The organism is Sodalis sp. RH22, from assembly GCF_047324165.1.
Taxonomy (GTDB): domain Bacteria; phylum Pseudomonadota; class Gammaproteobacteria; order Enterobacterales; family Enterobacteriaceae; genus Acerihabitans.
On sequence record NZ_CP178731.1, the window covers coordinates 3388111 to 3399999 of the forward strand.

The 11889-nt window shown below is 53.9% G+C and carries 11 protein-coding genes; 4 read left to right on the top strand and 7 right to left on the bottom strand.

Annotated features, from left to right (window positions below):
• Window positions 1-37: 37 nt before the first annotated feature.
• From ACL2XN_RS15435 to tkt, 6 genes are all read right to left on the bottom strand, one after another.
• A complete protein-coding gene (locus tag ACL2XN_RS15435) occupies window positions 38-298 on the bottom strand; it encodes a hypothetical protein (RefSeq protein WP_413729005.1) in 261 nt (86 codons plus the stop codon).
• A 486-nt stretch (window positions 299-784) separates the two neighbouring features.
• Window positions 785-1552 (bottom strand): HNH endonuclease, encoded by a 768-nt coding sequence (locus ACL2XN_RS15440; RefSeq protein ID WP_410012472.1) that lies wholly within the window; start codon window positions 1550-1552, stop codon window positions 785-787.
• Between the two features lie 572 nt (window positions 1553-2124).
• Window positions 2125-3498 (bottom strand): PTS ascorbate transporter subunit IIC, encoded by a 1374-nt coding sequence (locus ACL2XN_RS15445; RefSeq protein ID WP_410012473.1) that lies wholly within the window; start codon window positions 3496-3498, stop codon window positions 2125-2127.
• A 30-nt stretch (window positions 3499-3528) separates the two neighbouring features.
• Window positions 3529-3801, bottom strand: a complete 273-nt coding sequence (locus ACL2XN_RS15450; RefSeq protein ID WP_410012474.1) for a PTS sugar transporter subunit IIB — start codon at window positions 3799-3801, stop codon at window positions 3529-3531.
• Between the two features lie 42 nt (window positions 3802-3843).
• Entirely contained in the window at window positions 3844-4293 is a 450-nt protein-coding gene (locus ACL2XN_RS15455; protein ID WP_413721940.1) for a PTS sugar transporter subunit IIA, read from the bottom strand.
• Between the two features lie 44 nt (window positions 4294-4337).
• The gene (gene tkt, locus ACL2XN_RS15460) at window positions 4338-6338 is read right to left on the bottom strand and encodes a transketolase (protein WP_410016655.1); all 2001 of its coding nucleotides are present in this window, start codon (window positions 6336-6338) and stop codon (window positions 4338-4340) included.
• Window positions 6339-6671: 333 nt separating this feature from the next.
• Between tkt and ACL2XN_RS15465 the strand changes: the two genes are divergently transcribed.
• The 4 genes from ACL2XN_RS15465 to ACL2XN_RS15480 all read left to right on the top strand — a co-directional run bounded on the left by ACL2XN_RS15465 (window position 6672) and on the right by ACL2XN_RS15480 (window position 10686).
• Window positions 6672-7409 carry a GntR family transcriptional regulator gene (locus ACL2XN_RS15465; RefSeq protein ID WP_413729006.1) on the top strand — a complete coding sequence of 246 codons (738 nt, stop codon included), beginning with the start codon at window positions 6672-6674 and terminating at the stop codon, window positions 7407-7409.
• A gap of 519 nt (window positions 7410-7928) precedes the next feature.
• Window positions 7929-8198 carry a DUF1778 domain-containing protein gene (locus ACL2XN_RS15470; RefSeq protein ID WP_413729007.1) on the top strand — a complete coding sequence of 90 codons (270 nt, stop codon included), beginning with the start codon at window positions 7929-7931 and terminating at the stop codon, window positions 8196-8198.
• The gene (locus ACL2XN_RS15475; protein WP_413729008.1) at window positions 8198-8713 is read left to right on the top strand and encodes a GNAT family N-acetyltransferase; all 516 of its coding nucleotides are present in this window, start codon (window positions 8198-8200) and stop codon (window positions 8711-8713) included. Before ACL2XN_RS15470 ends, ACL2XN_RS15475 begins: the two co-directional genes overlap by 1 nt.
• 191 nt (window positions 8714-8904) lie before the next feature.
• Window positions 8905-10686, top strand: a complete 1782-nt coding sequence (locus tag ACL2XN_RS15480; RefSeq protein WP_410012479.1) for an EAL domain-containing protein — start codon at window positions 8905-8907, stop codon at window positions 10684-10686.
• A gap of 33 nt (window positions 10687-10719) precedes the next feature.
• Here ACL2XN_RS15480 and ACL2XN_RS15485 read toward each other — a convergent pair whose 3' ends face one another.
• Complete coding sequence (locus tag ACL2XN_RS15485) at window positions 10720-11775, bottom strand: LacI family DNA-binding transcriptional regulator (protein ID WP_413729009.1); 1056 nt, start codon at window positions 11773-11775, stop codon at window positions 10720-10722.
• Between the last annotated feature and the right edge of the window lie 114 nt (window positions 11776-11889).

The window sequence follows — 11889 nt, forward strand, 5'->3', positions numbered from 1 at the left end:
ACTTAAGAGCCTAATAACTCATTAGGCCCTTAAAAAATTATTTATTCCCAACCCAACTGGGATTCATCGGTACGTTAGGCATGGGCGTACTAATAGGCATATGATTCGCGGCCCTGCCTAACACATCGGTGGCAACCGCAATTCCGACGCCTACAGGAGTGGGAATAGCCCGCATAACCGTTGTTCCAATGCCTATTCCTAAAGGCAATAAACCATTGGTATTGTAATTAGTATTGCCCACGGGATTGGGTTGATTGCAGGCTGGGTTAGGGGTAATACCAAACTGTGGTCTGATCATAATTATCTCCTTTTGTAAAAAATGTTAATGAAATTCCATTTATTTATAATCTCACCAATATCAATAAGGTTTAATTCTTAAAAACATTAAGTGTGCAAAAGCAGCAATGAATAAACTTATGAAAAAAATAGTTATAAATACATCAAATGACATAATCAACTCAGGCGACGATGAGCTATAATTTCTGATAAAATAAGTAATAAAAAACAGGGTCATACATATGGAAAATACATTTATAAAATTAATCGTTTTATTTAATTCGGTTTTATTCTTAAAGTAAAAGCCCATTAATGATACTGAAAGTATCAACACGATCAATGACATTGTTTCTCCAGCGGTCAGCGCATGAGGTAACCCTAATGTTTATCCTTCAAAAAGTCAATATAGACAATACACAAGTTCGCCATGGCTTATTCAAAAATATTTTTTCAACCACGCTCACATCATAACGATGACCTTTTAAGTGAGCGTGCCTTTTGAATCGCTTTACTGGGAACTATTCTCTTTTAGTAATTCAGTTAGTTCATTAATAGAATAGGGCGGTTTGCGCCGATGCAGCATAGCATGGCAATTCGGACATACGGGGCGCAGATCTTCAACGGGGTCGAGTTGATACTCCGCCCCAATCCCAGCCAGCGGCTTGAGATGATGGACGTGGATAAAACCTTTGCCGACCTCCCCATAGACCTTGGCAAAGTTAAACCCGCATACGGCACAAGACACGCCATGTTTATCGATGCACAGCCTGCGCGCCTGGGGGTTGCGTTCATAGATATTCACTGAAATGGTTTTAGTGGCGCCTTCATAGAACTTTTCCGGCTCCACCTCTTCTTGCGCCAGCACCTCAACGCGTTGCTCTCCCGATTGTAGAAACCCCCATAGGATTTCAACCGGTCGTATATCGCGCACCTGTATCGCCTTGGCGTTGCCCGCGAAGGTGAAGGGGGAGCGATCGTCTGTGCGATAAAAGATGAAATTATTGCCTATTCCATCCCGCATTGATTTGATGGAAGGCTGATTGATATGGGAGTCGGTCTTGCCATACCACAACAGATCATCCCCAACGAATCTATTGCCATAGTTATGGCCCGTACGCCCCGGCATGCCGATATTACAAAAGATAAACCAATCCCCATCGTACTGGGTATAGCCGGTATTCCAACTGCCTTTTTGCTTTTCTACGGGAATACGGCACAGGGTATAAAGATCATTTTTGGTATAGCTATTCCCTACTACAAAATCATATGTTGCCATTCCACTTTCCTGTTTGCATGACTGCAATCATTAATTTGCTTATAATCAATGATTACATATTACTACATATGATTTTGATTCTGGAACTATTATTACACCGACATCAACGTAACGCGCTGTCGTTTCCTCGCCTTTATTCGTTGGGGTGACGTCCCGCTACCCGGCCCGACTGGCCTTACGATCGGCGATGGACTTCCCGACCATGAGTCCGCGATGCAGGTGGGTGATGGATTAATCGGCGGCGGGAATATTTCCGGCCAACTCAGCGACAATCGAGATAGTATGACCGCGACATAAAATTCCAGGACGGATATTAACGAGCCTCCAGTCTGGCATTTATGCATGCAAAAAATATTTTCACAGCATACAAATATTGTATAAGTTCTCTTTATACATATTTTGTATAAAACGGAAATATACCTATTGTGTATAAAAAAGCGATATCAACCTGAATCCCCGGGACGTTTAACATAAGTTCGTACAGCGCCCTTGTTGTTGAGACGTCATCCAAGGGCAAATGAGCAATAAAAAGGGCCGTCGCCGGCCCTTATTCAGTATGTCCGGCGGAGCGATTACACCTCGCGCTCCTCCACCGCCACCTTCTTCCTGGCGGCAAAGTTATAAATCACCAGCAGCACAAATACCCCGGTTATCGCCATGGTAATGGTGCCTCGGTCCATAAAGCGCGCCATGTTGCCCAGCATAATCCCCACCACGCCAAAATCGGTATCCGAGAAAGTGGTGTTGGCCAGGCCCATGGCGCCGAGCACCGGCAGCAGCGCCACAGGCAGGAAGGTGATTAATACACCGTGGGCAAAGGCCCCCGCCATGGCGCCGCGCCTGCCGCCGGTGGCATTGCCGAAGACGCCGGCGGTGGCGCCGCAGAAAAAGTGCGGTACTACGCCCGGCAGAATTAATACCCAGTGCAATTGCCCGAGGAAAAACAACCCCACCAGCCCGCCGATAAAACTGAAAATAAAGCCCAGCAGCACGGCGTTGGGCGCATAGGGATAGACAATCGGGCAGTCCAGCGCCGGACGGGCGTTAGGCACCAGCCGTTCCGAAAAGCCGGTGAAGGCCGGAACAATCTCCGCTAAAATCAAGCGCACGCCCTGCAGGATAATAAACACGCCGGCGGCGAAGGTTATCGCCTGCACAAATGAATAGACCAGATAGTTTTGGCCATGGCTGAACTGGCTTTCGACATATTCCCGGCCCGCTGAAATCGCCAGAATAAAATAAATAATCATCATGGTGATGGAGATCGAGATGGTGCTGTCGCGCAAAAAACTCAGGTTTTTCGGCATGTTCATCTCTTCGGTGGATTTAGATCCCTTACCCACCAGCGAGCCTATCCAGCCGGAAAGAACATAACCCACGGTGCCGGTATGGGCCAAAGCCACCTGGTCGTTGCCGATGATCTTGCGCATATACGGCTGGGCCATCGCCGGGAAAATCGCCATCAGCAGGCCCAGCGTCAGGGAACCGGTATAAATCAGCTGCACGCCCGTAAATCCGGCCACCGACAAAATAATCGCCACCATACAGGCCATATAGAAGGTGACATGGCCGGAAAGGTAAATGTATTTCAGCCGGGTAAAGCGCGCGACGATAATGTTGGCCACCATGCCGAAAGCCATAATCAACGTGGTCGAGGCGCCATATTTTTCCAGGGCGATGGACACCATGGCTTCATTGTTGGGGATGATGCCCTGCACATCAAAGGCATGCTTGAAGATATCCCCCAGCGGCGACAGGGAACCGACCAGGACCGATGCCCCGCCGGCCAGCACCAAAAACCCCAGGATGGTTTTGACCGTGCCCTTGATGACGTCGGGAAAAGGCTTTTTCTGGGCGACCAGGCCGAACAGCGCCACCAGTCCGACCAGGATAGACGGCACCTTGAGCACGTCGACCACGACCAGTAAAAGGTTTTGTATAAACATAGCAACCTCAGCGGTAAGATGTATAACCTGTTATTGTTTCTGAAAATATTCGCTTATCTTGGTTTCCAGCTCTTTGATATCAATGATGCTGTTAACAATAATAAGCTTGTTCTCAGGTAGGTTGGCGCTATAGGCGATATCCCGGCCCATAACAAACACATCGGCCGCGTCCGGTGTTACCGACCCCAGATCCGAATGTTCAACGTCCGCGGAAATATTCAGGTTTTTCAGGACCTTCTTGATATTCATTTCCATCATAAAGCTGCTGCCTAAGCCTGCGCCGCACACCGCCATAATTTTCATGCTTCACCTCGTTGGTCATAGTGAATAAGTGTCGATACTCAGTTAAAAACTGTTCACGATCTTGATTAATTCCGCCCGATCCCGCGCGTTAAATACGCTCGCCATCACGTCGTCATCCGACAAAAACTCCGCCAGTTGGGCAATCAGCTCCACATGGCTGTTGCCGTCAGGCGCGGCGAACATCACTACAAAATCAACCGGATCGTTTTCCTGCGCGCCGAACACCACGCCCTCGCGCAGCTTGAGGATGGACAACCCCAGGCGGTTGGCGCCTTCCTCCGGCCGGGCATGCGGCATGGCGATACGCGGCGCGATTACAAAATAAGGGCCGATGGCCTCTTTTTGCTTGATGATGTTCGCCACATAGTCCGCGGAAATAGTCCCGTCCTGTAACAGCGGCTCGGCCACCCGTTTGATGGCCTCCCGCCAGTCGCCGACGGTGTTGACATACTGGATGCGATCTTCATTTAACCATGTTGATAAAGCTGGCATATTTAACCCATTCAATTGATTGACCTTGCATTCGCCGGCGCGCGTTAAGCCGTAAGCAGCGCGCGGGCGGCCGCCAGGGCATTATCTTTCGTAAAGCCGAAATGCCCGAACAGCACCGCCGCCGGCGCCGACTCGCCAAAGCTGTTCATACCGATAACCTTGCCGTCCAGTCCCGCATACCCTTGCCAGAATCCGGCGATGCTGGCTTCAATCACCAGACGTTTACGCACCGCGATGGGCAGCACGCTTTCGCGCCAGGCCGCGTCCTGTTTTTCGAAGCGTTCAACGCAGGGCAGGGAGACCACGCGTACCCGCCTGCCTTGCTCCGTGAGCCCGGCGGCGGCATAAACGGCCAGCTCGATCTCCGACCCGCTCGAGATAATGATAAGTTCAGGAACACCGTCGCAATCGCGCAGCACGTAGCCGCCCCGGGCGATATCCGCCAGCTGTCGCGCGTTCCTGGGCTGCTGCTCCAGCGGCTGGCGGGTAAACACCAGCGCGCTGGGACCGTCGTTACGCTCGATGGCCTGCTGCCAGGACACGGCGGCCTCAACCTGATCGCAGCCGCGCCAGGTTTCCATATTCGGCGTCAGACGTAATGCGGCGAGCTGTTCCACCGGCTGGTGCGTCGGCCCGTCCTCACCTAAACCAATGGAATCATGAGTATAGACAAAAATGCTGCGTATCTTCATCAGCGCGGCCATGCGTACGGCGTTGCGGGCGTATTCCATAAACATCAGGAAGGTGCCGCCGTAAGGGATAAAACCGCCGTGCAGCGCCACGCCGTTCATCATCGCCGACATGCCGAATTCGCGCACGCCATAGGAGATATAGTTGCCCGAGGCGTCATCCGGCGTAATATCGCGCGCCTGGCCGTGGCGGGTTAAATTGGAGGGCGACAGGTCAGCCGATCCGCCCAGCAGTTCCGGCAGCCATTGGATAAACTGGTCAAGCGCTTTCTGGCTGGCCTGGCGGGTGGCCAGGTTGGCCGGGTTAGCCTGCAGCCGGCGGATATACTCCTGGCTGTTGGCATGCCAGTCCGCCGGCAGGATTTTCTGGCTGCGCCGTACTAAGCCGGCGGCTTCTTCGGGGTATTCCCGGCGATAGCGCGTAAACAGCTGTTGCCATTCCGCCTGGGCGGCGGCGCCTGTTTCGCGCGCGTCCCAGTGGGCGTAGATATCCGGCGGGATCTCGAACGCGGCATGGGTCCAGCCCAGGGTTTGCCGGACCAGCGCCACTTCCGCCGCCCCCAGCGCCGAGCCATGGCTGTCATGGCTATCGGCCTTGTTGGGTGAACCGTAGCCGATGGTGGTCTTGCAGCAAATAAGCGTGGGCCGGTGTGGTTCATTTCTGGCCTGTTCCAGCGCCGCCGCCACCTGCCCGGGGTTATGGCCATCGATATCGGCGATGACCTGCCAGCCGTAGGCGCGGAAACGGGCCGGGGTATCATCGCTAAACCAGCCGTCGACATGGCCGTCGATGGAGATATTGTTGTTGTCCCAAAGCGCGATAAGCTTGCCGAGTTTAAGGGTGCCGGCAAGCGAACAGGCTTCATGCGAAATCCCCTCCATCAGGCAGCCGTCGCCCATAAATACATAGGTGAAATGGTCAACCACCGGAAAACCTTCCCGGTTAAACTGCGCGGCCAGCGTCTTTTCCGCCAGGGCCATGCCCACCGCGTTGGCAATGCCCTGGCCCAGCGGCCCGGAGGTGGTTTCCACCCCGGGGGTATAACCGTATTCGGGATGCCCCGGGGTTTTGGCATGCAGCTGGCGGAAATTGCGTAAATCCTCGATACCGAGGTCATAACCGGTCAGATGGAGCAGGGAATACAGCAGCATCGAGCTATGGCCATTGGACAGCACAAAGCGGTCGCGGTTAATCCACTGCGGATCGGCCGGGTTGTGTTTTAAAAACTTCCGCCATAACACAGTCGCCATATCCGCCATGCCCAGCGGCGCGCCGGGATGTCCCGAGTTGGCCTTCTGCACGGCATCGATGCTCAGAAACCTTATGGCGTTCGCCAGCTGCTTCTCTTCCACGATTTTCCCCTATCCGACTGAATCCATGAACCTTATGTGGTGCTGCCAAGCCGAGGGGATTGCCCCTGAGCCTGAAACGCAGACGATAAAAACACACAGAATCCATAGCAGTATGTACATGTTGAATTTGTATAGTCATCTTTAGAATGCACCTGGACGTGACTATACACAAGAGGTAAGCTTGCAAAGATGAGCAGACAGGATGGCTTTACAGTAAAGCTGTTAACTTGATCACATTTATCATGCACATCGTGCCGGCTGGTGGACTTCTGTTACCCGCTCCGGAAACTATGCCTTTGGTGTGCGCAATCTGATAACGCGGCGGAAGATGACGAGATGACCGACAATATTACGGAAAAACAAAAAGAGGTTATCGACTATATCCTCGCTAAAATAAAGGAAGCGGATCTGCAGCCCGGGGATAAACTGGACACTGAAATAGCCATTGCACGGGCGCTATGCCTCACCCGCGCCACGGTGCGCGAAGCCACCCGCATCCTTATCGATCAGCGCCGGATTTATCGCATCAAGGGGTCGGGTATCTATATCGGCTCCATTGGTAAAAATAATCAATCCGGCCGGTTCCATGCGCTGTCTCCTTTTGATTACCAGGCGCAAAAAGGCGGCCATCGCGCCGGCCGCAAAGTGATTTCCGCCAGTATTGTCGCCGTTCCCGACGCCGCGATGGCACAGGCGTTGCGTATTAAAAACAGCGATTCGGTTTATAAAATACTGCGGCTGATGAGCTTCGACGACATTCCGGTTTCGCTGGAGTATATCCATTTCCCGGCATCTCTGTTTAATTCAATAGAGTTTAAAGAGCTGGAAAATTCCAAATATTCTTATATCGAGCGGATTACCGGGAAAAAGGTTTATAAACGTGATCAAAATTTTCATGCATTTAATGCTACTGATCTGGAAATGATCAAACATATGAATATAAAACCAAATGACGCCATGATGGAGTTATATGAGGTCGTGTATCTGGATGACGGTACGCCTTTTGAAGTGAATATCGCCATCGTCAATACCAATATGCTGCACCTGAGCCAGGTATCGGTACGCGGCGATTGATAGCCGGCCGTAGCGGCATAAGATGACTGAGACAGCGTCGCCGGCATAAAAACCCCTGCATATATTCCTGCTTTGTATAATGGCCGGGCCTTAGCAAACGTCGCCCGGTGACGTTGCGCGCCCAACCGCACAAATAGTTTAAATGAGTTATTGCTCTATTTGCGCAAAAATAGCATTAAAAGCTTATTGCGTCGCCACGATATTATGAAAATCACCACCGTTATAATCACATTTAAATAGCGATTTTTTTCGCTGATATGTAAATTATCGCCGTATTTTTCCGTGCCAACAGAAGCGGCGGCGATAAAAATATTTGTCATATCATCAGGTTATGTATTTTTTCTATTAATGCGTACTAATTAAAATAATTAATTAATAAAAATATCTTGCAACTATTTTTACTTATTAGATCATATGTGCAATAAGTCATTTTTATCGCTAACGGTTATTATAAACAGGCTAAGATTAAGGTAGACTTCCCGTACGGCAAACTGCCGGGTTCTGAACAAAGGGGTGACCATGGCAACAACCGCCAGGCTTGAAGCCCGTATTCCGCTGGCGCTTCACGCGTTAATCAAACATGCCGCCGACCTGCAGGGAATCACCATGACGGACTTTATCATTACCGCCACCCATGACGCCGCAAAACAGGCGATAGAAGAAGCGGCGGTACTGCAATTGGCGATGGAAGATCAGCTGCGGTTCGCCGAGACATTGCTGGAGGATCGTAAGACGCCGGCCGGACTATTGCGCGCCATGAGCCGGCGCAGGGAGTTCGGCGGAAGATAATGCGCGCGCTGACCTTTACGCTGCTCGGTGACCAGCATAACAAAACGGATTTTGACTGCGGCGTCCCCTGCCTGAATCTTTATCTGGCGAAATATGCCGGCCAGGAAAACCGCGAACGCTTTACCCAATGTTATGCGGCCGCGGATAATAATAATAACGTGCTGGGCTTTTACACCCTCTCGTCCTACGCCGTGAATATCAATGCCCTGGCGGCATCCGCCACCCAAAAGCTGCCGCGCTACCCGACCGTGCCCACCGCCCTGCTTGGCCGGCTGGCGGTCGATATTCGTTATCAGGGTAAAGGCCCGGGCGGCTCGCTTATCGTCGACGCCATCGTTAATACCCTTAACTCCGCCATAGGGGTCTGGGCGATTAACGCGCAGGCAAAACATCCCCGGGCCAAGGCATTTTATATAAAATATGGTTTCTATTCTTTTGAAAAAAATGAGCATGCCTTGTATTTACCGTTAAACGGCGATATCACCCGCGCTCTGTCTTCCTTACATCGGCATTAATGCACCTGTACGCCCCGCGTGCGGAACAAAATCGTTTATCGCCGGCCGATTCCCTCATATTGTCCTTAGCGGTGTGGGCAAGTCGCCCGATGAAATGCTATGGTAAAGATGTACCCCGGCATTCCATAGCCGCCGTTAAGGTGAGATGTTACACCGGCTTCCCGTTGGGAACGTCCGCAAGGGCCCTGATCATGCTGACAAACCTGAGTCATGACGAAAAAAAACGATTGGCGGCCATTGAGCTGCTGAAAGCGGATGAGCATGATCGTGACGAAATACTGGGCAGGATGACCCGGCTGACCGGCAAGACGCTGGGCATCGCCACCAGCTTTATCGCTATCCTCGACGGCGATACCCAGTATTTAAAAGCGCCCTACGCGCTTCCGGCGCCGGTGACGGAAACGCGGCGGGAAGACGCATTTTGCCTGACCGCCGTGGCCGCCGACGATATCACGGTCTGCGCCGATATGCGCCTGGACCCCCGGTTTCGCGATAACCCGTTTGTGCGGGGCGAGCCTTATGTCAGGTTTTACGCCGGCGCGCCGCTGCGGTCGCGGGACGGCGTGATTATCGGCACCCTGTGCCTGATTGATATCCAGCCCCGTCTCTTTACCAGCGAGCAGATCGCGACCTTGCGCATTATGGCCGGGCTGGTTTCGGCGTTCCTGGAAGCCTGGCATAACATTGGCTATATCGACGCGGTGACCCTGCTGCCCAACCGCCAGCGGTTGATGAACGATCTGCGCCTGTTGCAAACACCCGGCGCGGTCAGGCGCTATCGCCTGATGTTGTTTGACTGTATCGATATGCCCTTCGCCTATGAAATCGCCCGTTCCCTGGGCATGACGGTGGTGGAGGATATGCTCAGGGATATGGCCACCCTGCTCAGGCTGAAACTGGAGTGGCATGATACGCTGTATAGCGTCGCCACCGGACGGTACGCGGTGATTATGGACGATGACAGCCCGATACCGCCCGCGGAGCTTAACGACCACCTGGCGGGGCTTAGCGCCCATATCAACACGCAAATCAACATTGACCTGCATATTTCAGCGGGTTATGTCGGCTTTGCGCCGGGTGAGCTGGATCCTACCGAAATCCTGCGCCGGGCGGTAAGCGCCCTGCATGACGCCATCGGCCGCAAAAAACGCGTCATGGCGTATGACGCCGCCAGCGACGCCCGGCAAAAAGAGGATTTCCGGCTGCTGAATGATTTCTACCCGTACCTGCATGGCAAACCCGGCTTGTATCTGGTGTTCCAGCCCAAAATCGCCTTACGCAACGGGCGGGTAACGGGGCTTGAAGCCCTGATCCGCTGGCAGCATCCGGCGCTGGGCAACATCACCCCCGACCGGTTTATTCCGCTGCTGGAAAAAACCACCCTGATGGCCGCGCTGACCGACTGGGTCATCAACGCGGCCCTGGACCAGGTTAAGCAATGGTCGGCAAAAGGGATACATTTGCCGGTTTCCATTAACGTCGGCGTCAGCGATTTATCCCGGCCGCATTTTGCCGATGCGCTGGCGGAAAAAATAACGGCGCACGGGCTGCCGCCCGCGCTGCTGGGCATTGAATGCCTGGAGACGGAAAGGGTGCTGGAAAGCGCCGAGGCGCTGCACGGCCTGGAGAGGTTAAAACAGCGGGGCTTTACCATTTCGCTGGATGACTTCGGCACCGGCTACAGCAATATCGGCTATCTGCGCAAAATGCCCCTGGATATCATCAAACTCGATCGTTCCCTTATCAAAACCCTGACCACCGACAAGGCCAGCCATACTATCGTCAGCCATGTGATCAGCATGCTTAAGGCGCTGGACTATACCGTGCTGGCGGAAGGCGTCGAGGACGCCGGCACATTTACATCGCTGCGCGCGCTGGGCTGTGATGAAGTCCAGGGCTTTTATCACTCGCCGCCGCTGACGGCGGCGCATCTGGAAACCTGGCTGGGGCATTATCAAACGGCGCACGGTTAATCCCGGCGTTTGCCCGCCGACGGGGCGGCCCGGTCAGGATTTTGCCGGCGCCGTGCTGTCCCTGACGGCTAATAGCGTCGGCAGGAGGGTGGTGGCGAACGGCGCGCCCGGCTGCGCCATGCGCTTTAGCAGGGCCTCGCCCGCCAGGCGGCCCAGTTGCCGTTTTGGCTGATCGATGGTGGTCAGCCCCTGCGCGCGCAGCGCATACAGGCCGCCGACACCCAGCTTGAACGCATCGTCAAAACCGGTCACCGAGATATCGTCCGGTACCCGTAAGCCGCGTTCATTTAAAAAAGCGATGATTTCCAGGGCGACAAAGTCATTGGGCGCCAGGATGGCGGTGGGCGGCGGGGCGCACTCTAATAAAGCCGCCGCGGCCAGTCGCCCGCTTTCCCCCTGGTAGGACCCCGCGATAATAAATCCCTCCGGCACGGGGCAGCCCAGGCGCGCCATTTCCCGGATAAAACAGGCCCGCCGCTCCTGGGCGGTAGAGGACGCCGCCGGACCGGCCACATAGGCCATGCGGCGATGCCCCAGCGCGTAAAGATGCTCCAGCAGCTGCGCCACCCCCATGGCGTTATCGGGGCCGATATAATCGCCGAACAGGGGGTCGGGCCGGCGATTGACAAAGACGCAGGGCGGGCCCGCCTGCAGCAATGCGAGCGCTTCATCCGCGACGGTCTGGGATATGAGGATAAGCCCGTCCACCTGGCGGTCCAGCAGGGAGCGGATCAAGGCGCGTTGCTTAACGACGTCCTCATCGGTGTTGCACAGAAACAGGGTGTAGTTGTCCACGGATACCGCTTCGTCTATGCCCTTGACGATCTCGGGAAAGATGGGATTGGTGATATCGGCAATCAGCACGCCGATGGTGGCGGATTTCTGGGTGCGCAGCGCGCGGGCGATGGCCGAGGTGCGGTATCCCAGGCGTTCGGCGGTATCATGGATAAGCTGCCTGCGCTGGGGATTGACGTATCCCTTGCCGGACAACGCCCGGGCCACCGTCGCGCGCGAGAGGCCGCATTCGCGGGCGATATCCAGCAGCGTCGGGCGTTTGGCCGCAGCCGTGATGGTAGTGATGTTCTTCATTGCGCCTTCTTCCCGCCGGCCCATAGGTTTCTTCCCGGGTTATACACTGGTTAACGATGTTAAAACTGGGATCGATCTCACAGCCAGCGCGCGCAAAGCCCGATAATTTATAAA

Excerpts from the sequence above, each read along its gene's own strand:
- ACL2XN_RS15435 (WP_413729005.1), bottom strand. The coding sequence starts at position 298 with ATGATCAGACCACAGTTTGGTATTACCCCTAACCCAGCCTGCAATCAA.
- ACL2XN_RS15440 (WP_410012472.1), bottom strand. The coding sequence starts at position 1,552 with ATGGCAACATATGATTTTGTAGTAGGGAATAGCTATACCAAAAATGAT.
- ACL2XN_RS15445 (WP_410012473.1), bottom strand. The coding sequence starts at position 3,498 with ATGTTTATACAAAACCTTTTACTGGTCGTGGTCGACGTGCTCAAGGTG.
- ACL2XN_RS15450 (WP_410012474.1), bottom strand. The coding sequence starts at position 3,801 with ATGAAAATTATGGCGGTGTGCGGCGCAGGCTTAGGCAGCAGCTTTATG.
- ACL2XN_RS15455 (WP_413721940.1), bottom strand. The coding sequence starts at position 4,293 with ATGCCAGCTTTATCAACATGGTTAAATGAAGATCGCATCCAGTATGTC.
- ACL2XN_RS15465 (WP_413729006.1), top strand. The coding sequence starts at position 6,672 with ATGACCGACAATATTACGGAAAAACAAAAAGAGGTTATCGACTATATC.
- ACL2XN_RS15470 (WP_413729007.1), top strand. The coding sequence starts at position 7,929 with ATGGCAACAACCGCCAGGCTTGAAGCCCGTATTCCGCTGGCGCTTCAC.
- ACL2XN_RS15475 (WP_413729008.1), top strand. The coding sequence starts at position 8,198 with ATGCGCGCGCTGACCTTTACGCTGCTCGGTGACCAGCATAACAAAACG.
- ACL2XN_RS15480 (WP_410012479.1), top strand. The coding sequence starts at position 8,905 with ATGCTGACAAACCTGAGTCATGACGAAAAAAAACGATTGGCGGCCATT.
- ACL2XN_RS15485 (WP_413729009.1), bottom strand. The coding sequence starts at position 11,775 with ATGAAGAACATCACTACCATCACGGCTGCGGCCAAACGCCCGACGCTG.